Genomic DNA, 22,627 nt, shown 5'->3' with positions numbered 1-22,627 from the left:
CGTGGCGGATGGGTTTGTATAAGAACAAACATCTTCCGTTCAGCCAAGAGCCCTCCCTATGAGTGAAAAAATCGAAGACATCGCCCGCGCCATGGTGCTGCCGGGGCAGGGCATTCTCGCAGCAGACGAATCCACCGGCACGATACAAAAACGCTTCGATTCCATCGGTGTGGAGAACACGGAAACCAACCGCCGCGATTACCGCGAGATGCTGTTCCGCTCCGATGATGCGATGAACAACAACATCGCCGGTGTCATCCAGTTCGAAGAAACGCTGTTTCAAAAGGCGGCTGACGGTACGCCGTTTGTCGACCTCATCCGCAAGGCCGGTGCCGTTCCCGGCATCAAAGTGGATAAAGGCGCGCAGCCGCTTGCTGGCCATCCGGGCGAAACAGTCACCGCCGGTCTTGATGGTCTGCCGGAGCGCCTGGCGCAATATCACGAGGCCGGTGCGCGCTTTGCCAAATGGCGCGCCGTCATTTCCATCACCGATGCGCTGCCCACCCGTGGCGGTATTCTCGCCAACGCCCACGCGCTGGCCCGCTATGCGGCAGACTGCCAGCGTGCCGGCATCGTGCCCATCGTCGAGCCGGAAGTTCAGATGGATGCCGACCCTGCCGACCACACTATCGAGCGTTGCCACGAGGTTACCGCAGAAGTGCTGCGGGTAGTGTTCGAGCAGCTTTCCGCGCTCAACGTGAAGCTGGAAGGCATGATCCTGAAGCCGAACATGGTCGTGCCCGGCTCTAGAGCGCAGAAGCAAGCCACGCCGGAAGAAGTAGCGCATCACACAGTCGCCGTCCTCAAGCGCACCGTGCCATCCGCCGTACCTGGCATCGCGTTCCTGTCCGGCGGGCAGAGCGATGAAGAAGCGACAGCGAACCTTGCCGCGATGAACGCCAATTACGATCTGCCGTGGGCGCTAACCTATTCCTACGGCCGCGCACTACAGGCTGCGTGCCTGTCCGCGTGGTCCGGCCTGCCGGAAAACGTGCCAGCCGCACAAAAGGCGTTCACCCACCGTGCGCGGATGAATGGCTTGGCTGCAAAGGGCGAGTGGACTGCGGAAGCGGAGCGGGGTTGAACCCTACTTCGCCGTAAACACCACGTCTTCGCCTTCCAGCACCGCGCCCAGTTCCAGTCCGCAATCCTGCGCCAGCATGACCGTGTAATACGGCTGCACGGCGTGGGCTGTGATGTCGCCTTCTACGGTGCCGTTCATCATATCCACGAAGTCGGCAGGCACGCGGGCTTTGGGGCCGACGCAGCGCAGGGTGAAGGTTGCGGTTTCGCCTTCGCCGTGGATTTGCACACCGACATTGCCGCCGCGCGGAATTGCGCCTAGCGAAATGAGCAACAGGTTGAGAAGCAGCTTCACGCGGTTTTTCGGGACGAACGACCGGGAGCCTTCCCACGTGTACTCGGCTTTTTCCGAATTCATGTAGAGGCCAACCATCTCTTCGGCCTCCCCCGTGTCGATGGACGATCCTGCAGAACCCGATGCACCAAAAGCGATACGGCAGAATTTCAGCTTGGCTGAAGCCGTCTTCGCGCTCTTGTGGATCAGCTCCATGGCGAAGGCTTTCATCTCTTCGCTGTCTTCTTCTTCCAGCACCTCCAAACCGTTGGCGAGCGCGCCAACTGGCGAAATAATATCGTGGCACACACGGCTGGCAATCAACGCCGCGAGATCAAGCGGAGACAGTTTTGGAAGTTCAGGCATGGTTGGTTCCTCGGATCGCATCGTCGAAGCCTTGAACACAGTGATGGCGAATCACCCCAAAGCCTCTCCGCCTTCACGGATACACGCGCGTGTTCTTGTCGCAAAGGCGGCTGATGAAATTGGTGGAGGCGAACGAGCCAAGTGTCGGAAAGGTTTGGTTAACCCAATCGAAAACCTTTTGGTCCAATTTGAGTGAAGTTCCCGCGAAAGGCCGCATTTGCCTTTCACGCCTCCAGTTCCAGCGTTCAGGTGAAGGACCCGTTCCATGACCAGTTACAATTCGTCCAACAGCTCTTCCAAGTCCGACCGCGCAGCTGCAAGCCGCCGCGGTATTCGTGCAGCCGCCATTCATTTGGCCGCAGTTGCAGCGCTTATCGCAGGCGTCGCCATTGCACCGCTCGTGGTGTCGACATCTGCTAGCGCGCAGGACTACAGCGCCAGCCAGCAGCAGAACCGTTATTCGCCCAACGAGCTGGTGAACGCGGGGCACGGCTTTTTCGGCTCCGCATCCACCGGTCTCGGTACATTGGTGGAAAAAGCGGTTCAGCAATACGGCCTGCCCAATGGCTATATTTTGGGTGAAGAAGCTTCCGGCGCATTGGTTGCCGGTTTGCGCTACGGCGAGGGCAAGCTGTTCACCAAGAACGCTGGCGACCACACCGTCTTCTGGCAGGGCCCATCCATCGGGTGGGACTGGGGTGGTGATGGCAACCGCACCATGATGCTGGTCTATAACCTCACCGATACCGACAAAATCTTCCGCCGCTACGTCGGCGTTACCGGCTCCGCTTATCTGGTGGGCGGCCTTGGTATGACCGTCATGAAGCACGGCGATACCGTTCTCGTTCCCGTTCGCACCGGTGTTGGTGCCCGCCTCGGCGTCAATGTCGGTTATCTGAAAATGCGCCCGCAGCCGACCTGGAATCCATTTTAGGCCTCACGCTGTCGGCCTGTGGCCTTCGCTCCGGCGGGGCGCCAAGATTCTTGGCGGTTCGCTTTTCGCTCGCTGTTGCCAGCTTCTAGCTATTAGTTCAGCGCGCCTGTGAAACGCATTTATATCTACTTTTAACGATGCGGCGGCTTTCCGATGGGAATGCCGCCGCAATCGTGTCATGGTTCGGCGTCTTTTGAATTCAGGCGAAATCGACTTTCTCCATGCTCGAATCCGGCCTTTTCTTTACCCTTGGTTTTCTGTGTTCCGGCTTGCTTGCGCTTATGGTTGCGCCTGCGATCTGGCGGCGTGCTGTCGTTTTGACCCGCCAGCGTATCGAAAGCGCGGTGCCGCTCACGTTGAACGAAATTCAGGCGGATAAAGATCAACTCCGCGCAGAATTCGCCATGAGCACGCGACGGCTGGAAGTCTCTCTGGAAGATTTGAAAACCCGCTCTGCTGAACAGATGATCGAAATCAACCGGCGTCGGGACGAAATGCTGTCGCTGGAAGAAGACCACAAGCGCAAACTTGAGCGCATGTCCGAGTTGGAAAATCAGGGCGGTGATCTGCGAACAGAACTGCGCGAACGCGAGAACCGGTTGAACGCCGTGAAGGCAAAACTTGCTTCACTGGAAGAGAAACTCGCCGGTAAAACGCTTGATTATGAAGAGTTGAGCGACCGCTACCGCAACGCGGTGGACGAATTCGATGGGCAGAAAATCGAGATGGTGGCGCGCGAAACCCGCGTTGATTCCATCGCAGATGAAGCCCGCGATACCCGCGCGAACCTGTTGGCTGAACGGGAGCGTGTGAAGGCTGCCGAGCACGAGATGAAAGCCGCGCAGGCCGCTGCCCGTCGTGAGGCCAAGCGGGCGGACGCGGCTGAGGAGATGATTGCTGACCTGCAAACCAATTTGGCTGACCTTGAAGGCCGGCTGGAGCGTCGCGAACTGGACCTCGACCGTTTGCGCAACCGTTCCGGTTCGTCTGACGACCAGAATTCCGATCTGCAGAAACAGTTGGATGATGCGCTGAACGATCGGTTGGGTCTACAGGCCGAACTCGCGCAAACGGCGCTGCGTATGGAAGCGTTGGTGGAAAGCACGGTCACTGGCGATACCGATTCTGCGCTCTCAGCATTTCAAGGCGAGCGACGTGAACTTCGCAACGCGTTGCAACAGGCGGAGCAGGATCGCGATGCCCTGCGCGTTGAGTTGGACGGTATTCGTCTGGCGTCTGGTGATGATTGGGAAGCCGACCGTCGCGAGAATGCGCTGGTGCGCGAGCGTATCAACGATCTCGCCGCCCAAGTGACCGCCATGACGGCGACGCTGGAAGGACCGGACTCGCCGATCAACACAGCGCTGGCCAAAGGTGCAAGCAAAGGCAAAAGCGATACCGCCCGCCGCAAGAGCACGCGTGCAAAAGCTGCACAATCACCCGATGATGTATCTCTCGCTGATCGCATTCGCGCCCTGCAAGCCGCCGTCGAAAAGGCCGGTTAGATCATGGCGCACAAGAAAGCAGAAATTCCTGAAAAGCCCTGTGTAACCTGCGGGCGACCGTTCATGTGGCGCAAGAAGTGGGCGAAGAATTGGGACGAAGTTAAATACTGTTCCAAGCGCTGCGCGGGCCAGCGGAATACGGTAGCTGCGCGGTTCGGTGAGAAGCCACGGAGTGAACGCTAAGGCTGATTTCCGATGGTATGGTCTGGAAATCAGACACACCGCTGTCATCCCCGCGCAGGCGGGGATGACAGCGGTGTTGAGGTGAGGTGAGGGCGTACTATCTCCCTGAGTGCTCTTTCCAGCTTGCCGCAATCTCTTCCAAAATCGCCGGATCATCGATTGTCGCAGGCATCTTGAACTCCTCGCCGTCGACTACCTTTTGCATTGTCGCGCGTAGGATCTTGCCGGAGCGGGTTTTTGGCAGACGGGCGACTGGCACTAAAATCTTGAACGCTGCTACTGGGCCGATTTTTTCGCGCACCAAGGCTGCGACCTCTTTTTGAATGTCGGGGATGGGGCGGTCTGTGCCTGCGTTCAATATTGCGAAACCCGCTGGTAGCTGGCCTTTCATTTCGTCTGCGATGCCGATGACGGCGCATTCAGCAATGTCGGGATGGGCCGCGATGACCTCTTCCATGCCGCCTGTTGAAAGTCGGTGGCCCGCCACATTAATGATGTCGTCGGTGCGCGCCATGATGAAGAGGTAGCCGTCTTCATCCATGATGCCGGCGTCGGCGGTTTTATAGTAGCCGGGGAATTCAGCCAGATAGGCGTCGTTGAATCGCTGATCTGCTTTCCACAAGGTCGGGAATGAGCCCGGTGGTAGAGGCAGTTTCACCACCACATTGCCGAGTTCGCCTGCGGGCATGTCTTCGCCCTCATCGGACAACACACGAATATCGTAACCGGGCATGGCGACGGTGGGGGAGCCGTATTTGACCGGCAGTTGTTCGATACCCACCGGATTGCCCGCGATGGTCCAGCCGGTTTCGGTCTGCCACCAATGGTCGATAACGGGCTTGCCGCTCACCCGTTCCAGCCAATGGATTGTGTCCGGGTCGGCGCGTTCGCCAGCAAGATAAATGGTGCGAAGTGCTGACAGGTCGTATTTTTGCGCCCAGTCACCTTTTGAGTCCTGCGCCTTGATGGCGCGGAAGGCGGTGGGGGCGGTGAAGAAGGATGCAACCTTGTGCTCCGCCATCACCCGCCAGAACGTGCCAGGGTCCGGCGTGCCAACCGGTTTGCCTTCAAACAGGATGGTCGTGTTGCCCGCCAGCAGCGGGGCGTAAACGATGTAGCTGTGCCCCACGACCCAGCCGACATCGGAGGCAGCCCAGTAGACCTCGCCGGGATCAACGCCGTAGATCGCTTTCATCGACCAGTGCAGAGCCACTGCGTGTCCGCCATTGTCGCGCACCACGCCCTTGGGCTGGCCGGTCGTGCCGGATGTGTAGAGAATATAGAGTGGGTCGGTTGCTTTCACCGTGACGCACGGAACGTCTGTGCCGAGATCTCGGTGCATGGTGACTGCGTGATCGTAGTCCACGTCGCGGCCGGAAATTAGATCGCAGGTCTGTTTCTCACGCTGAAGGATGACGCAGCTTTCGACCTTGTGTTCGGCCAGATCGATCGCACCATCGAGCAGCGGTTTGTAGGCCACCACGCGGGCGGGTTCGATGCCGCAGGATGCGGAGATGATGAGTTTTGGTTCGAAATCGTCGATGCGGGTGGCGAGTTCGGCTGCCGCAAAGCCACCGAAGACAACAGAGTGCGGTGCGCCAATCCGGGCGCAGGCCAGCATAGCAAAAGCGGCTTCCGGCACCATAGGCATATAGATGATGACGCCATCGCCCTTGCCGACACCTTGTTCGCGCAGTACGGCGGCGAGCGCGGTGACCTCGGTTTTGACTTCGGCATAAGTGTAGCTGCGCTTGGCGCCGGTGATGGGGCTGTCATAGATCAGCGCGGTCTGCTCGCCGCGACCTGCAGCAACGTGGCGGTCCACCGCGTTGTGGCAAGTGTTGAGAGACCCGTCGGCATACCAGCGACCGGCCACACCCTGATCGGCGAAAAACGCTTTGGTCGGTTTATCCACCCAGTCGATAGCGTCGGCCGCCTTCATCCAGAAAGATTCAGGGTCCGTTTTCCAACCGTTATAGATGTCTGCATATGTGCCCATCGGTCTCGCCTCCCAGCCAACCATTTCGTGCCAATGAGTTAGCGCTGGCTGGAGGCGGTGTCTATTGAGCCGATGGTGGTGTGTGCGCCTTGCAGCCTATTCGCGAATATAATCCTGTACTGGCGGCGTGCTGCGCGGCGTCTCGTCAACGAATTTCATCATGTGATCGGACCAATAGTCGTAACCCAACTCGTTGGCGTGAAAGCCGTCGCGGCAAAAACCGGACGGATCTTCAACGGGCAAAGGCGGAATGCACACCACGCCGCGCTCGACACACAGTTGCGCGCCTATGCGATTGAACAATCCCACTCGCAAATTCATAACCCAACCCAGAAATGCTGGAAGGGCAGGGGCGGTGGAAATATCGATGGCCTGATGCCAGTAGATTTTGCTCTCGGGAAAGCGTGTGCGCAGCGCATAAAGCAGGGAGCCGAAATCGCGCTTCCAGCGGCCTGTTGTGTGCCAGTTCTTCATGTCGTTGGTGCCGAGCATGATGAAAATGTGAGTGTAGTCGACCGGTTCCAGGTTTGGCACCACGTAGTCGCGAAGTTCGCTCGCCACCGCACTGTTGTGGCCGGAGATGTGCCAATGGGCAGTTTCGTTGCGCCGCTCATGCCATTTGCGAGCTATCTGCGCGCCAATAGAGCCATCCGTATGCTCGATGCCGACAGCGGCACCGGACGAGTCGCCAACGGTTAATATGGACACTGCCGGTTTGCCGGACCCGTAAACGCCGGAGCGTGGGCCAGCTGCGGGTGATAGGCGCAAAGACCGACTTCTCACCCAAATTCCTTGGGCGACATAGGGAAGAAACAGCAGCCAGGATAAAAATTTGGCTGCCAACGGATAGCGATCAACGTTCATATCGTCTCTATCACCAGCCCTGCGGCGACTGGCAACCGGCCAGCGGCATTTTTCTGCGCTCAAATATTAACAGAAAGCTTCGCCAGTATTCATCTTTTCTTAACGTTAAAAATCACGGTTAAAAAACACGGTTAAGCGTCATTTAACGAATGCACGTCAGTATCGCATCCAGATTATCAGTTCCGCCGCATGAGTATTGGCGTCAGTAAAGGAAGGATGTTGCGATGCGCAGCTACCACAAATTGAAATATCTGGTGTCGGCAATTGCGCTTGGCACCGTATTCACAGCGCCAGCTGCCAATGCGGCCGACCTGTTGATCGATCCCCCGCACGTGCCTGAAGTGGTCGTGCAGCAGCAGGGCGGTTGGTATCTTCGCGGTGACATCACCTACGATTTCCAGACACATAAAGGTGTCGACTATTCCGCCGGCAACAGCCAGATCCACATCGATGAGCGTCACGTCGAAGCTGACGATGCTTTCGACCTTGGCATTGGTATCGGTTACCAGATCAACGAGACGTTCCGCGTCGATGCGACGGGCGAATATGTTTTCGACACTGACGTTCACTTCAAAACATCTGGCAACAACAATTGTGGCGGCGGTCCCGGTACTTGTGCGTCCACCGAGAAGACCAGCTACACCGCGTTCAAGCTGATGGCCAACGCCTATGCTGATCTGGGTAACTTCAACGGTTTCACACCTTACGTGGGTGTCGGTATCGGTGGTGCACGTGTCAGCTATGACAACCTGAACACCAATGAGACCTGCGTGAACACCGATACGCAGAATCATGGCCCTTGCCCCTATGACGCTGCCAACTACGCGGCCAACGGTAACCAGACCACTACCTATAACAGCCGCACCACCGGTGGCGCGGACTCCTGGCGCTTCGCCTGGGCTCTTCACGCCGGTACGTCCTACGACCTGACGCACAACATGAAGCTGGACGTGGGTTACACCTATTCCCGCATCGAAGCTGGCGACATGTTCAAATGGGACAACGGCACCGGTGTTCGCGGCCACGACAAGGGTATTGATTCCCACGTGATCCGCGCCGGTCTTCGCTACCAGATCTGGTAGGCGACAGCCCCCGAACTTCCGGTGCGGATCGCCGAACAGCCTGTCCGCACCGAACTCTCTTCAAAAACTCTCTCTCCGCTTCAGGGGAGCCTTTTGCAACGGCCAGACGGTCGTTGATTCAAGTCTCGAGTAGTTAAGTCCCGCGTAATCCGGAGCCCCGGCCATGACGACCGTTCTCTCTCATATCGCCCGCCGCCTGGTGCTCTGCACCACAGCAGCCGCACTGGCGACAAGCCTGTCAGCCTCTCTTTCGGCCTCAGCTTTTGCTGCCGACATGCTGGAGCAGGAAGCCATGCCGCAGACGGTCGTGGAATTCGGTACCGGATGGTACATCCGCGGCGAGATTTCGCTCAACCATAACGGTTCGCTCTTTTTATCTGACCGCTCCGAACCAATCCCTGCGACGGGAACCTTCGAGCGAACCACTACCGACGTTGATAATGTGTTCGGCGGCACGCTGGCCGTTGGTCAACGTCTTACAAATAATGTGCGTCTGGATGCGAGCTACGCTTACCTTGGTTCAGGTACTACCGAGCGCGAGGGCAGGGCGCAGCCTCTGCGCAGCCCGTGTAGCCCTGCAGATGCACGTCGTGTGAACACGACCACTGGTGTCGAATTTATCGACACCGCACACACAATCGAAAATTGTAACGAGAGCTCATTCAACGAGTACAGCCTGCAGCATTTTGGTGTGAACGCCTTCTGGGATTTCGATACGAGTTTCTACGGTTTCCGTCCGTTTGTCGGTGCCGGTTTGGGTGTCATCCGCAATAGTTTCAACAGCAGAGCTGGTGATGTTACCTGTTCGCCGCGTCCCGAAGAACGCTGTGCCCCAACAGATGGTGGGCAACTGCCGTCGGACTCAGATGGTTTCGGCGCTGAGTACACGCAACAAGGCTTGCGAGACAACGGTGTCTCCTATCACCTTGCCACCAGCCTCACCGCAGGTGTCTCTGTCCCGATAAACAAATACATGCATTTTGATACCTCCTATCAGTGGACCCACATGATGGAAGACGCAATGTGGGGTGGCTCCACGTTGGTGAATTCCACCGACACTCCGACCGACTTTCATTCCGTGAAGGTCGGCCTGCGCTTCGATATTTTCTAGGCGGCGAAAATTTGGCGCGAAAGCGTCAAACGCTGTCTTGACGGCGACATAATCCTTCCATAGCTCAGTCCGTGGGACACCCTTCCCCAACGAAGGGCCAGCTATCTGGAAGGATAGATTATGAACGAGACCACACAGGTCGGGGCACCACAGGTGCGCCCGGCTAATCCCAACTTTTCATCCGGCCCTTGCGCGAAACGACCTGGCTGGTCGCTCGACGCGCTAACCGACGCTTGGTTGGGCCGCTCCCACCGCGCGGGCGGCGGCAAGGTGAAACTTGCTGAAGCAATCGATCTCACCCGCGAAGTGCTGCAGGTGCCTGCGGATTACCGCATCGGCATTGTGCCGGCCTCTGATACCGGCGCTTATGAGATGGCCATGTGGACCATGCTCGGTGCTCGGCCGATCACCATGGTGGCTTGGGAATCATTCGGCGCAGGCTGGGTGACGGATGCGCTCAAACAGTTGAAGTTGGACGACACCACCGAGGTCACCGCGCCCTACGGCGAGCTGCCGGATATGGCGGCGATCGACTGGGACAGCGACGTTTGTTTTACATGGAACGGCACCACGTCGGGCGTGAAAATGCCCAACGGTGACGCCATTCCAGCAGACCGCGCAGGCCTGACGCTGGTGGATGCGACATCCGCCGCATTCGCCCAGCCGCTGCCTTTCGACAAATGCGATGTGACGACGTTTTCATGGCAGAAGGTCATGGGTGGCGAGGCTGCGCACGGCATCATCATCCTGTCGCCCCGCGCTGTCGAGCGTCTTGAAAGCTACACGCCGGACCGGCCATTGCCGAAGATTTTCCGTCTTACCAAATCCGGCAAACTGATCGAGGGTATCTTCAAGGGCGAGACGATCAACACGCCGTCCATGCTCTGTGTCGAAGATTATATCGACACGCTGAACTGGGGCAAAAGTCTCGGTGGTCTCGATGCGTTGATCGCGCGTGCAGACGCAAATTTCGCTGCGCTCGACTCATGGGTTGCGAAAACCGATTGGGTCGACTTTCTCGCCACCGACCCGGCGACGCGGTCCAACACGTCCGTGTGCCTTGCCATCACCGACCCTGAAGTGGCGGCGATGGACAAGGACGGGCAGGCGGCTTTCGCAAAGTCAATGGTGACAGCGCTGGACAAGCAGGGTGTCGCCTATGACATCGGCGCCTATCGCGACGCGCCTCCGGGCCTGCGGATATGGGCTGGTGCAACTGTGGAAACTTCCGATCTGGAAGCGCTGACGCCGTGGCTGGACTGGGCGTTTTCTCAGGCGAAAGCCGGTTTGAAGTCCGCAGCCTAGCCTCTTCCACAACTGTTACCCCGCACTCGTTGTCATCCCCGCGTAGGCGGGGACCCACTCATCAAAGCGTTCCCATCTTTCAGGCAGTCTAGCTGTCGCAACGTCGCCTCATCCGCCACCTGTTGAACCCGCTGAAAAGTGGGTCCCCGCCTTCGCTAGGATGACAGTTGGAGGGTGGTGTGGCTTCCTAACTAAAGGACCAACTCCCATGATCGACCGTAAACCCCGCGTCCTCGTTTCCGACGCGCTTTCTCCGACCGCCGTTCAAATTTTCAAAGACAATGGCTGCGACGTCGATTTCGAGCCCGCACTCGGGAAGGACAAAGACGCGCTGCTGGCCAAGATCGCCGACTATGACGGCCTTGCCATCCGCTCCGCCACTAAGGCGACCGAAAAACTGATCGAGGCTGCAACCAATCTTAAAGTCATCGGTCGCGCTGGTATCGGGGTCGACAATGTCGATCTCAAAGCTGCATCGCGTCGCGGTATCATTGTGATGAACACGCCCTTCGGCAACTCCATCACCACCGCCGAACACGCCATGTCCCTGATGATGGCGGTCGCCCGTCAGATCCCCGCAGCCGACAATTCCACCCAGCAGGGCAAGTGGGAAAAATCGAAATTCATGGGTGTTGAACTGACCGGCAAGACGCTCGGCCTCATCGGTGCGGGCAACATCGGTTCCATCGTCGCCGACCGTGCACAGGGCATGAAGATGCGCGTCATCGCGTACGATCCGTTCTTGTCGGAAGAACGGGCCGAGAAGCTGGGCATTGAAAAAGTCGAATTGGACGAGTTGTTCCCCCGCGCCGATTTCATCACGTTGCACACGCCGTTGACCGATAAAACACGCGGCATCATCGGTGCCGATGCGTTGGCGAAAATGAAAGACGGCGTTCGCATCGTGAACTGCGCCCGCGGTGGTCTCATCGATGAAGCGGCGCTGGCAGAAGCCCTAAAATCCGGCAAGGTTGCCGGTGCCGGTATCGATGTGTTCGAAACGGAACCTGCTACCGATTCACCGATCTTTGGCCTGCCCAATGTCGTCTGCACGCCGCATCTGGGTGCAGCAACGACCGAGGCGCAGGAAAATGTTGCGCTTCAGGTGGCCGAACAGATGTCGGCTTATCTCACGCGCGGTGCCGTTTCCAATGCGCTCAACATGCCGTCGATCACCGCCGAAGAAGCGCCGCGCCTGACGCCCTTCGTGAAGCTGGCCGATATGCTTGGCTCCTTCGTGGGGCAGGTGACCGACAAGCCGATCAAGAGCGTCGAAATTCTCTATGATGGTCACGTTGCCACGATGAACACCAAGGCGCTTTCATCCGCCGTGCTTGCCGGTCTGTTGCGGGCGCAGGTTGCTGATGTGAACATGGTTTCGGCCCCCGTGATGGCGACCGAGCGCGGCATCAAATTGCTGGAAATGACGCGGGACAAGTCCGGCGTTTTCGAGGGCTACATCCAGTTGAATGTCGAAACCTCCGACAGCAAACGCTCAGTGGCTGGCACGGTGTTCTCCGACGGCAAGCCGCGCTTCATTCAGATCAAAGGCATCAATATGGAGGCCGAGGCTGGTGAGCATATGCTCTACACCACGAACTCCGATGCACCGGGTATCATCGGTAAGTTGGGCACATTGTTCGGTGAAGCCGGCGTGAACATCGCGCACTTCTATCTGGGCCGTAACCATGCCGGTGGCGATGCGATCTCGTTGATCCAGCTCGACCATCCGGTGCCTGCGGACTTCTTGGAGAAGCTGAAGGACACGCCTGAAATCGACAGCGCCAAGCCGCTGGAGTTCGTGCTCTAATCGTCTTCTGGAAAACTGCCCGCAACGTGTTGATCGTGGTCGATAATGGCCCCGGTCATCACGCCCACCTGCGGTGACAACAGGTAGCTTATCAGACCGGCGATTTCTGCCGGTTTGATGAGTTGGCCGAACGGCGCTTGCGCCTCGGCTTCCACCAACCAGTCTTCTGACGCGCCGTCTTCCTGCATCTGCACGTCGTGTTCATTGGGCGTGTCCATCCAGCCCGGGGCGACGGCGTTTATGTTGATGCGGTCGCGCAGATGGGCGGCGGCGCTGTTCTTGGTCAGGTTGGCGAGTGCTGCTTTCGATGCGGCGTAGGGTGTCAGATTGGCGTGGCCGCAATGGTGCTCGGTAGACAGGATGTTGACCACGTGCCCGCGTTGTTTCGTGTCGAGCAAGTGCTGCACGAACGCCTGCATGGTGAAGAGCGGGCCGCGCATGTTGATCGCCATCACCTTGTCGAAAAACTCCGGCGTGGTTTCCAGCAGCGTGCTGCGTTGGGTGTTGGCACCGGAGTTCATGAGCGCGTTGATGTGACCGAAATGGCTGATGGCCTTTGCGATGAACGCAGTACAGCTTTTCACCTCTGCCAGATCGAGCGGAATGTAGATCGCATCGACGCCCTGTTTTGACAATTGCTTGGCTGCAGCCACACCCTCATTGCGCCCCCGTGCGCCGATGGCGATGCGCGTGCAGCCTTCTGCCACCAGTTGTTGGGCGGTGGCGAACCCCAACCCTTTCGATCCGCCTGCGATGACGGCGATGGTGTCTGCGTGGCGGGTTGTGGGATCGAACATCGAAAATTTGCCTATCTTGAAAGTGCGTCGCGAACCTCACCATAGCTCGCCTTCGGTGTCCGCGCTTGTGTGTCGAAATCCACATGTGTGAGGCCAAAACGCATGTCGTAGCCCAGCGCCCATTCGAAATTATCGAGCAGTGACCAGATGAAATAGCTGTGCAACGGAACATCATCGGCAATAGCGCGCAGCAGTTGCTCGCCGTGCTGGTCGAGATAACGGATGCGCTGATCGTCGGATTGGTCCGGGCGTTCGTTGGTTGCAAGGCCGTTTTCGGTCACGTGCAGTGGCAGGTCGCCGGTCTGTTCCGCGATGCGGGTGAGGAACTGGTGGATGCCTTCCGGGTAGATTTCCCAATCGGTGGCCGTTCGTTCCAACTCACCGCGCGAGGTTTTCAGGTGGGGCCATGGCAGCGTGTCGTCACGGTCCACCAGCGAGCGGGTATAATAGTTGATGCCCAGCCAATCTATGGGGCGGGCGATTTTTGCCATGTCGTCCTGCCAACCTTGGGGCAGATGGCTTTCCAATCCTTCCAGCACAGCTTCGGGGTAGGTGCCGGTGGTGAGCGCCTGCAGGAACCAGCGGTTGTAGATGCCATCGTAGAGGTCTGCTGCTGTCTCTGACTTATCGTTCGCACGGGCGGGCAGGGCGGCTTCGAAATTCAACACGATACCTGCTGGTCGGTCGCCGTGGGCGCGGATCGCGTCGAGGCCGTGGGCGTGGGCGAGCAATATGTTGTGCATCGCCTTTCCTGCCGCGCCGATGTCGGTCAGTCCCGGCGCGTGGTGGCCCTCGAAATGCGACAGCCACGCCACGCACCACGGCTCATTGATTGTGGCGACAGAAGCCATACGGTCACCGATGCGGTCCATCACGATCTCTGTGAAATCACCGAAGCGCTTGGCCGTGTCGCGGTTGGTCCAACCGCCTTTTTCAGCCAAAGGCAGCGGTAAATCCCAATGATAGAGCGTGAGATGTGGTTCGACGTTTCGCGCCAGCAATCCGTCCACGAGAGCATCGTAAAAATCCAAGCCTTCGCGGTTCACCTGACCGGAGCCCGCTGGTTGCACGCGGGGCCAAGCGACAGAGAAACGGTAGCCGTCGAAGCCTGCCTGCGAAACCAGATCGAGGTCTTCGCGCCAGCGGTTCAGGTGGTCGCAAGCAACCGATCCATCTTCACCACGCAACGTGCCGCCGTCGCGTGCAAAGGCGTCCCAATGGCTGGGGCCGCAACCGCCCTTGGCGTTGCCTTCGATCTGGTAGGATGACGTTGCGGTGCCGAAGCGGAAATCTTCGGGGAAATCGCTACGCGACCAGCTGATACCGCTCATGCGTTGTCTCGTGGAGATGCTGTGCTGGCAGCGTTTATAAAGTCCGGTTGCATGACCTGCTGCAGCAAACGATCCGGATGTTCGATCTTTTCCATCAACATGTGGGCCAGTTTTCCTCCCGCTTCCTGAATGGAGGACCGTACGACGGTGAGGAAGGGGTCGTCGCGTTCCGCGCCTTCTGCTTCGAGGAACGACAGGGCATCATCGTAAGTGACCATGGACAGATCATCGGGCAACTTGATTCCGGCATTTGCTGCCGCGCGCATTCCACCCATAGCCATGAGCATGGACCCGTAAACCACGGCGGTGGGTGGCTCATCCATGGTGATGAGTTCACGTGTGGCGGAGTGTCCGAAGGGCTCCGTCATGTCGGCGGAGTGCATGTAATCGGTGCGGATGTCATAACCTGCTTTTTCCATGGCGGCGGTAAAACCAGACCGCCGGTCGGCAGCAAAACGCATGGTCTCCAACCCGTTCACCAGCGCGATTTTACGGTGGCCCAACTCGATCAAATGGCGCGTGGCAACTTCCATTGCGCCTTGATTGTCGACATCGAGGAAGCTGTAGCTTTTGTGCTCCGCATCGCCACAACGACCGTGCACAACGAAGGGCAGGCCCAGTTTCTGCAACAGGTCGATACGGGGTTCTTCAAGCTTCGGGCCGTGCACGACGACGGCATCCACACGGTGTTGGCGCGCCAGATCGCGATAGACGTCTTCCTCTTCATCAAGCGGTACGGCGCGCAACAGCATGTCGTAACCGGCGCTGGCATAGGCTTCGCTTGCGCCTGCAAGAAAGTCGGAAAAATGCGGATTGATCATACGGTGTTGCGCCATGGGAATGACGTGCCCGATGACACGTGTTCGCCCGGCTGCAAGTGAAGATGCGATTGCACTCGGGCGATAGTTGGCGTCCTGCGCGGCTTTTTGTACGCGGCGTCGGGTGCGTTCGGAAACCTCGGGAAACCCGTTCAAGGCGCGGCTGACCGTGGTCTGTGAAAGACCCAGCTGCCGCGATAGCGACTTCAAATTGACGGCATTTCCAGACACTTCTGTTCCGTCTCCCCAACGGTTCAGGTTCCCCATCGTGCCACCTGAAACGTGACATTTCGAGTTTCCCACAAGTCAGCAACTGGCTTGACACGTGGTGTTAGCGATGGTCAACCTCATCTTCCAAAGCGCTTTGGATTTCTTTTCGGGCGTAAAATTTGCTGAAATCCGGGCGAAGATCCTGTTCAGCGCAACATTTTCAACTGTTGGCCTCAAACGTGAAGCCGGCGGGAAATGGTTCAGGGAGAACACCATGAAAAAATTGATCGCTGCCAGTCTGCTGGCACTTGCCGTATCCACTCCGGCGCTTGCGGACGGCCACGGCAACATGAAATTTGCACCGGGTGAGGGCGCCTTCAACTGGGCCAGCTACGACGCTTATAAGGCGGCTGCCCCAAAGCTTGAAGGCGAAGCGCTTTCCATCTTCGGCCCATGGACCGGTGCTGAGAAAGACAATTTCAACGAGCTTATCAAATATTTCAACGCGGCCACCGGTGCCAACGCTACCTACGCTGGTTCCGACAGCTTCGAGCAGCAGATCGTAATCGACGCCGAAGCCGGTTCTGCACCGAACATCTCCGCATTTCCGCAGCCCGGTCTTGCAGCAAACCTTGCCGCAAAAGGCCAACTGGTTCCGCTGGCTGATGATGTCGAAGCCTATGTGAATGACGAGTTCGCCGCCGGTCCATCCTGGACAGCACTTGGCACCTATAAAGACGCCAGCGGCAATGATGATTTCTACGCTATTCCGTTCAACGTGAACGTGAAATCGCTGGTCTGGTACATCCCGGAAAATTTCGAGGATGCCGGTTATGAAATTCCATCTACGATGGAAGAGTTGAAGGCGCTGTCCGACAAGATTGTTGCCGATGGCGAAACACCATGGTGCATCGGTCTGGGTTCAGGTGCAGCCACCGGTTGGCCGGCAACCGACTGGGTGGAAGACCTGCTGCTTCGCACACAGTCGCCAGACGTCTACGACCAGTGGGTGAAGAACGAAATTGGCTTTGATGATCCGCGCATTGTGGCGGCTATCGACGAGTTCGGCGCATTTGCCCGCAACGACAAATATGTCGATGGCGGTGCCGGTGCTGTTGCGACAACCGACTTCCGCGACTCACCGAAGGGCATGTTTGCTTCGCCACCCAAGTGCTACATGCACCGTCAGGCGTCGTTCATTCCGGCATTCTTCCCAGAGGGGACGAAGCTCGGTCAGGATGCCGACTTCTTCTACTTCCCGGCATTTGCTGAAAAAGATCTCGGCACGCCGGTTTTGGGTGCTGGCATCCTGCTTGCCATGACCAAGGAGTCGCCAGCGGCTCGTGCGTTCATGCAGTTCTTGAAGACGCCAATCGCAAGCGAAATCATGATGGCGCAGGGCGCGTTCCTGACGCCGTCTAAGTCTGCAAACGCTGCGACTTACCCGGATGATTCCACCCGCAAGCAGGGTGAAATTCTCACCAATGCCACGACCTTCCGCTTTGATGGTTCCGACCTGATGCCCGGCAAAATTGGCGCAGGCGCATTCTGGACCGGCATGGTCGACTACGCTGGTGGCAAGCCCGCAGCAGAAGTGGCCGCAGGCATCCAGAAAGAATGGGACGCCATCAAGTAGGCTCATGCCTACGACGGATCAGGGCCTGCGCGGGCAGTTGTTCCGCGCAGACCCGAACTGCCCGTAAACGGCGCGCGATAAGCGCTGACGGGTCGAGGGAGACAGTTTCCGTGCATAGCCACGGAGCGGGGAGGGAGCCATGGAAGAACGTGCGTCCACAATTGCGGGCGGCCTTGCAGCCACCGGGCCGGTTGCCGCCGGTGCCGTTAAGCAGAAGCCTGTGCCGGTGATTCCGGTGCGTGCGAACCCGCTGAAGATACTCGGGCTTGTTCTTGGTATCATCACGATTGCAATAGTGATCGCGACCTTCGTTGCCTTGGTTGTCTATTCTCTCATCGCGGCGGTTTTCCCCATGGGACCGCTCATCAATGCAAGCCTTGTGGTCATCCTCGGCGTGGCCGCGTGCTTTGCTTATTTCTTCGGCACCAACTGGTTGCTTGACCGCGTCTATCCGGCACAGGGCGATGCCGCTGTTGCGAACATGGCGGTTACCGCGCAGGTGCGCCCATGGCTTTTTCTTGGCCCTGCCGTAGTGCTGTTAGGGCTCTATCTCGTTTATCCGGTTTTCAATTCTCTGTGGCTGTCTTTCAAGGATGTGAACGGTCGCGAATTCGTTGGAACGGCCAATTACCAATGGTTGTTCAACGATCCGGAATTTCGCGAATCTTTCTTCAACAATATCTTGTGGCTGCTCATCGTTCCTGCCGGTGCGACGCTCTTCGGACTGCTTGCGGCGGCGCTGACTGACCGCATTGCGTGGGGCAACTTTGCCAAATCGCTGATCTTTATGCCCATGGCGATTTCCTTCATCGGTGCGTCGGTGATCTGGAAGTTCATCTACGAATATCGCGGTCCCGACAGCGAGCAGATTGGCCTCATCAACGCTATCGTGACCTTCTTTGGTGGCGATCCGCAGGCGTGGATTACGGTGCCTTTCTGGAACAACATCTTCCTTATGATCATCCTGATATGGATTCAGACCGGGTTTGCCATGGTCATCCTGTCAGCAGCTCTGCGAGGCATTTCCGAAGAGACGATTGAGGCTGCGGTTATCGATGGCGCAAGCCCATTGCAGATTTTCTTCAAGATCAAGGTGCCGCAAATCTGGGGCACGATTGCCGTGGTTTGGACCACGATCACCATTCTGGTTCTCAAGGTTTTCGACATCGTGCTCGCCATGACCAACGGTCAGTGGAACACGCAGGTTCTGGCCAACTACATGTTCGACTGGATGTTCCGCGGTGGCGGCGACTATGGCCGAGCCTCGGCCATCGCGCTGGTCATTATGGCGATGGTCATCCCGATCATGATCTGGAACATCCGCGAAGCCCGGAAGGATATGACATGAGTGGTATGGTTGGTTCCCGTCCGGCCCTTACATGGGTCGTCAATATCTCCGCCTTGCTGCTGGTGATCGTATGGACGATCCCTACCCTTGGCATCCTGGTTTCGTCGTTACGTGACAAGGATCAACTTGCCGTCACCGGTTGGTGGACGGCGGGAAGCTCTAACAAACGCAATCTTCCTGCTATCCGCGCACCCGGGCCTGAAACTGCTGTCCAGGACGGTGACAAGTGGGTTCTGGAAGGCAATGTTTTCGACGGGTCCGGTGGGTCCATTGAAGCGTTCGGCATATCCTCCCGCGCGCCTACGGCTTTCGAGCCGGGCGCGTCTGCCGAACTGCGCCGGGGCGGTACGTTGACGGTGAATGCCGACGGGTCTTGGCGGATCGAATATGATGAGGCGCGGGACGGCGGGCGTGGGCAACGCATTTTCGTTACCGCTACGGAACCGCCGAAATTCACCACCGAAAATTACGAGAAAGTGTTGTTTGCCGAAGGGCTGGGGCAGTCGTTCATCAACACGCTGACCGTCACGATACCTGCAACGATCATCCCGATCCTCATTGCGGCATATGCTGCTTATGCGCTGGCGTGGATGGAGTTTCCGGGGCGTGCCTTGCTGCTCGCCGTTGTGGTCGGCCTGCTGGTTGTACCGCTCCAAATGTCGCTCATTCCGCTGCTGCAAATCTATATCGGTCTCGACAATCTTCTCGGACTTCAAGGCGGGTCGGGATTTGCGAAAAGTTACGTCGGCATATGGTTGGCTCACACCGCGTTTGGTCTTCCGCTGGCGATCTATCTGCTGCGAAATTACATCGTCGGATTGCCCAAGGAAATTATTGAGTCCGCCCGCGTCGATGGTGCGTCGGACTTTGATATCTTCCGCAAAATTATCCTGCCGCTATCGTTTCCTGCGCTCGCGTCGTTCGCCATTTTCCAATTCCTTTGGGTGTGGAACGACTTGCTCGTGGCCACCGTTTTCCTCGGTAACAATGAAGAGCAGTTGGTGCTGACTGGGCGTCTGCGCGAGCTTCTGGGGTCGCGGGGCGGCAACTGGGAAATTCTCACAGCGTCTGCCTTCGTCACGATTATCGTGCCGATCATCGTGTTCTTTTCGCTGCAACGTTATCTCGTGCGCGGCCTGCTCGCCGGTTCCGTGAAAGGGGGCTGACTTTTGAACGTATTGCATGACACGAGGGCGCAGGACGTGCCGGGCATCGTAACCGCACATAATCCGGACAAGGATTGGTGGCGCGGCGCGGTGATCTATCAGATCTACCCGCGCTCGTTCCAGGACAGCAACGATGACGGCATCGGTGATCTGCGTGGCATCACTATGCGCCTGCCTTATGTGGCAGCGCTCGGCGTGGACGCGATCTGGATTTCGCCCTTTTTCACATCGCCGATGGAAGATTTTGGCTACGACGTGTCGAACTATACCGACGTTGATCCGATGTTCGGTTCCATCGCCGATTTCGATGCGATGATCGCGGAGGCCCACCGCCTCGGCCTCAAGGTTATGATCGACCAAGTGATCTCTCATTCTTCCGATCAGCACGAGTGGTTCAAGGAAAGTCGTGTTGATGCCGAGAACGACAAGGCTGATTGGTATGTGTGGGCCGATGCCAAGGAAGATGGTTCGCCGCCCAACAACTGGCTGTCGATTTTCGGTGGTTCTGCGTGGCAGTGGGACACGAGCCGCTGCCAGTATTTCCTGCACAACTTCCTCACCTCCCAGCCGGATTTGAACTTCCACAATCGTGACGTGCAGGATGCGTTGCTCGACACTGTTCGTTTCTGGCTCGACCGTGGCGTGGATGGCTTCCGGTTGGACACGATCAACTTCTATTTCCACTCCGAAGGGCTTGCTGACAATCCGGCGCTGGCGAAGGAAAAGCGGAACAATTCCATCGCGCCAACGGTGAACCCTTACAATTATCAGAGCCACCAGCACGACAAGAACCAGCCGGAAAATCTCGACTTTCTGAAACGCTTCCGCGCGTTGCTGGACGAGTACCCTGCCGCCGCTGCTGTGGGCGAAGTGGGTGATGCCGAGAACGGTTTGCAGATTGTTGCCGACTACACGTCTGGCGATGACATGGTCCACATGTGCTACGCTTTCGATTTCCTCGCGCCGGAACCGGTATCTGCACCGAAGGTGCGTGAAGTTGTGCAGGCGTTTGAGAAAACCGCGCCGGATGGCTGGGCCTGTTGGGCGTTTTCAAACCACGATGTCGTCCGTCACGCTTCCCGCTGGGCGGACCAGATTGAGCAACGCGATGCCTATCTGCGGATGACGGCCTCGCTCATTTTGGCGCTTCGCGGTTCCGTCTGCCTCTACCAGGGTGAAGAACTCGGCCTCACCGAAGCGCAGATTGCGTATGAGGATTTGCAGGACCCCTACGGCATTCGCTTCTGGCCCACCTTCAAGGGCCGTGATGGTTGCCGGACGCCGATGGTCTGGACGGATAACGATCCCAAAGGCGGTTTCACACAGGGCGATCCATGGCTGCCGGTGGCTGCCGAACACATCCATCTGGCCGCCGACGCGCAGCTTGGTGATGATGATAGCTTGCTCGCCCGCTACATGGAAATCATCCATTTCCGCGCGGCCCATCCCGCTTTTGCCAAGGGCGATATCCGTTTTATCGGCGATAATCCGAACTTGCTCACCTTCACACGCACGTATCGCGGCACCACGATTTTTGTCGCGCTGAATATGAGCGACGAAAGCGTTTCTACGACGCTGCCTGACGGCGGACTATCGACACTGGAAGGCCCCGGAAGCGGGGCGACCATCGAAGACCATAAACTGACTTTGCCCCCCTTCGGCGCTTACTACGCAATGAAGGAACAACGGGCCGACGGGGGAGAACAGGTATGAGTGCGCTGCAACTGAACGATGTCTACAAGAGCTACGGCGAGACCGAGGTCATCCACGGTATCGATCTGGAAATCGACGAGGGCGAGTTTATCGTCTTCGTGGGCCCATCCGGTTGCGGTAAATCTACCCTTCTTCGCATGATTGCGGGGCTGGAAAGCATCACCGCCGGTGAGCTTCAAATCGGTGGCGAACGCGTCAATGAAATGCCGCCGTCCCAGCGCGGCATTGCCATGGTGTTCCAGTCCTACGCGCTTTATCCGCATATGACGGTTTACGACAACATGGCCTTCGGCATGCGGATCGCGAAAGCGTCGCCCGAAGAGATCGACCGCCGTGTGCGTTCGGCTTCCGAAATACTCCAGCTGAACGAATATCTCACTCGCCTGCCCAAGGCTTTGTCCGGTGGCCAACGCCAGCGCGTCGCTATTGGCCGCGCCATTTGCCGCGATCCGAAAGTGTTCCTGTTCGACGAACCGCTCTCGAACCTCGATGCCGCGCTCCGTGTTGCGACCCGTATCGAGATCGCGAAGCTGAAGGAGTCTATGCCGGAAACGACGATGATCTACGTCACTCACGATCAGGTTGAGGCCATGACCTTGGCCGACCGCATCGTGGTGCTGTCTGCCGGTTATCTGGAACAGGTCGGCGCTCCTATCGATCTTTACGAACGTCCAGCCAATTTGTTCGTGGCGCAATTCATCGGCTCACCAGCCATGAATATCGTGTCGGCAACGCTGGCCAAGGCCGGGAAAATTTCTACCGTGCGGCTCGCATCCGGCAACGAAGTCAAAGTGCCGATTGCCACTGACAAGGAACTGGAAGGCACTGCCGTGTCGCTCGGTTTCCGCCCTGAGGATATGACGCTCATCACGGGTAAGGCGAAGGCTTTGATTGAGGGGCCTCTTTCATTGGTTGAGTCGCTTGGCGAAGTCACGAACCTCTATTTCGATCTTGAAGGAACGCCTGATCCGTTGGTCGCAAAAACCCCAGGTACCGGTGATTTTAAGCGCGGCGAGCATGTGAAATTCACCGCTGATCCCGACAAGATGCACCTGTTTGGTGCCGATGGACGCACACTGCTGCGATAACCGC

The 22,627-nt window shown here is 57.9% G+C and carries 19 protein-coding genes; 13 read left to right on the top strand and 6 right to left on the bottom strand.

What is annotated here, in order from left to right:
- Positions 1–58: 58 nt before the first annotated feature.
- The gene (locus R2A130_RS15815; RefSeq protein WP_009465182.1) at positions 59–1,084 is read left to right on the top strand and encodes a class I fructose-bisphosphate aldolase; all 1,026 of its coding nucleotides are present in this window, start codon (positions 59–61) and stop codon (positions 1,082–1,084) included.
- Positions 1,085–1,087: 3 nt separating this feature from the next.
- On the opposite strand, the gene chpT is transcribed toward R2A130_RS15815, so the two are convergent.
- Entirely contained in the window at positions 1,088–1,723 is a 636-nt protein-coding gene (gene chpT, locus R2A130_RS15810) for a histidine phosphotransferase ChpT (RefSeq protein WP_009465181.1), read from the bottom strand.
- 265 nt (positions 1,724–1,988) lie between these two features.
- Between chpT and R2A130_RS15805 the strand changes: the two genes are divergently transcribed.
- From R2A130_RS15805 to R2A130_RS18240, 3 genes are all read left to right on the top strand, one after another.
- Positions 1,989–2,657, top strand: a complete 669-nt coding sequence (locus R2A130_RS15805; protein ID WP_009465179.1) for a DUF1134 domain-containing protein — start codon at positions 1,989–1,991, stop codon at positions 2,655–2,657.
- Between the two features lie 221 nt (positions 2,658–2,878).
- Positions 2,879–4,162 carry a hypothetical protein gene (locus R2A130_RS17835; protein WP_009465178.1) on the top strand — a complete coding sequence of 428 codons (1,284 nt, stop codon included), beginning with the start codon at positions 2,879–2,881 and terminating at the stop codon, positions 4,160–4,162.
- A 3-nt stretch (positions 4,163–4,165) separates the two neighbouring features.
- Entirely contained in the window at positions 4,166–4,345 is a 180-nt protein-coding gene (locus R2A130_RS18240) for a DUF2256 domain-containing protein (RefSeq protein ID WP_083804361.1), read from the top strand.
- A 97-nt stretch (positions 4,346–4,442) separates the two neighbouring features.
- Here the strand turns inward: R2A130_RS18240 and R2A130_RS15785 are convergent, their stop codons facing one another.
- Positions 4,443–6,344 (bottom strand): AMP-binding protein, encoded by a 1,902-nt coding sequence (locus R2A130_RS15785; RefSeq protein ID WP_009465177.1) that lies wholly within the window; start codon positions 6,342–6,344, stop codon positions 4,443–4,445.
- 96 nt (positions 6,345–6,440) lie between these two features.
- Entirely contained in the window at positions 6,441–7,208 is a 768-nt protein-coding gene (locus R2A130_RS15780) for an SGNH/GDSL hydrolase family protein (protein WP_009465176.1), read from the bottom strand.
- Between the two features lie 224 nt (positions 7,209–7,432).
- Between R2A130_RS15780 and R2A130_RS15775 the strand changes: the two genes are divergently transcribed.
- The 4 genes from R2A130_RS15775 (at position 7,433) to serA (ending at position 12,516) form a co-directional block, all read left to right on the top strand.
- On the top strand, positions 7,433–8,290 hold the full coding sequence (locus R2A130_RS15775; protein WP_009465175.1) for an outer membrane protein: 858 nt from the start codon (positions 7,433–7,435) through the stop codon (positions 8,288–8,290).
- Between the two features lie 163 nt (positions 8,291–8,453).
- Complete coding sequence (locus R2A130_RS15770) at positions 8,454–9,401, top strand: outer membrane protein (protein WP_009465174.1); 948 nt, start codon at positions 8,454–8,456, stop codon at positions 9,399–9,401.
- Between the two features lie 120 nt (positions 9,402–9,521).
- Entirely contained in the window at positions 9,522–10,706 is a 1,185-nt protein-coding gene (locus R2A130_RS15765; protein WP_009465173.1) for a phosphoserine transaminase, read from the top strand.
- Positions 10,707–10,914: 208 nt separating this feature from the next.
- Positions 10,915–12,516 carry a phosphoglycerate dehydrogenase gene (serA, locus tag R2A130_RS15760; RefSeq protein WP_009465172.1) on the top strand — a complete coding sequence of 534 codons (1,602 nt, stop codon included), beginning with the start codon at positions 10,915–10,917 and terminating at the stop codon, positions 12,514–12,516.
- On the opposite strand, the gene R2A130_RS15755 is transcribed toward serA, so the two are convergent.
- The 3 genes from R2A130_RS15755 to R2A130_RS15745 are packed head-to-tail and all read right to left on the bottom strand — an operon-like array spanning position 12,513 to position 15,729.
- Complete coding sequence (locus R2A130_RS15755) at positions 12,513–13,313, bottom strand: SDR family oxidoreductase (protein WP_009465171.1); 801 nt, start codon at positions 13,311–13,313, stop codon at positions 12,513–12,515. The two genes, serA and R2A130_RS15755, sit on opposite strands and share 4 nt — an antisense overlap.
- Before the next feature lie 11 nt (positions 13,314–13,324).
- Positions 13,325–14,644: a GH1 family beta-glucosidase gene (locus tag R2A130_RS15750; protein ID WP_009465170.1), complete on the bottom strand. Its 1,320-nt coding sequence runs from the start codon at positions 14,642–14,644 to the stop codon at positions 13,325–13,327.
- Complete coding sequence (locus R2A130_RS15745) at positions 14,641–15,729, bottom strand: LacI family DNA-binding transcriptional regulator (RefSeq protein WP_156798574.1); 1,089 nt, start codon at positions 15,727–15,729, stop codon at positions 14,641–14,643. Before R2A130_RS15745 ends, R2A130_RS15750 begins: the two co-directional genes overlap by 4 nt.
- A gap of 217 nt (positions 15,730–15,946) precedes the next feature.
- Between R2A130_RS15745 and R2A130_RS15740 the strand changes: the two genes are divergently transcribed.
- The 5 genes from R2A130_RS15740 to R2A130_RS15720 all read left to right on the top strand — a co-directional run bounded on the left by R2A130_RS15740 (position 15,947) and on the right by R2A130_RS15720 (position 22,623).
- The gene (locus R2A130_RS15740; protein ID WP_040306343.1) at positions 15,947–17,308 is read left to right on the top strand and encodes an ABC transporter substrate-binding protein; all 1,362 of its coding nucleotides are present in this window, start codon (positions 15,947–15,949) and stop codon (positions 17,306–17,308) included.
- Positions 17,309–17,660: 352 nt separating this feature from the next.
- Positions 17,661–18,656 carry a carbohydrate ABC transporter permease gene (locus R2A130_RS15735; protein WP_040306341.1) on the top strand — a complete coding sequence of 332 codons (996 nt, stop codon included), beginning with the start codon at positions 17,661–17,663 and terminating at the stop codon, positions 18,654–18,656.
- On the top strand, positions 18,653–19,822 hold the full coding sequence (locus tag R2A130_RS15730) for a carbohydrate ABC transporter permease (RefSeq protein WP_009465166.1): 1,170 nt from the start codon (positions 18,653–18,655) through the stop codon (positions 19,820–19,822). Before R2A130_RS15735 ends, R2A130_RS15730 begins: the two co-directional genes overlap by 4 nt.
- Positions 19,823–19,858: 36 nt before the next feature.
- Positions 19,859–21,535 carry an alpha-glucosidase family protein gene (locus tag R2A130_RS15725; RefSeq protein WP_050786195.1) on the top strand — a complete coding sequence of 559 codons (1,677 nt, stop codon included), beginning with the start codon at positions 19,859–19,861 and terminating at the stop codon, positions 21,533–21,535.
- Positions 21,532–22,623: an ABC transporter ATP-binding protein gene (locus R2A130_RS15720; protein WP_009465164.1), complete on the top strand. Its 1,092-nt coding sequence runs from the start codon at positions 21,532–21,534 to the stop codon at positions 22,621–22,623. Before R2A130_RS15725 ends, R2A130_RS15720 begins: the two co-directional genes overlap by 4 nt.
- Positions 22,624–22,627: the final 4 nt, after the last annotated feature.

It is taken from the genome of Ahrensia sp. R2A130 (assembly GCF_000179775.1).
Taxonomy (GTDB): Bacteria; Pseudomonadota; Alphaproteobacteria; order Rhizobiales; family Rhizobiaceae; genus Pseudahrensia.
The sequence above is the reverse complement of the archived record's forward strand: the minus strand, read 5'-3'. Positions and strand labels throughout refer to the sequence as shown.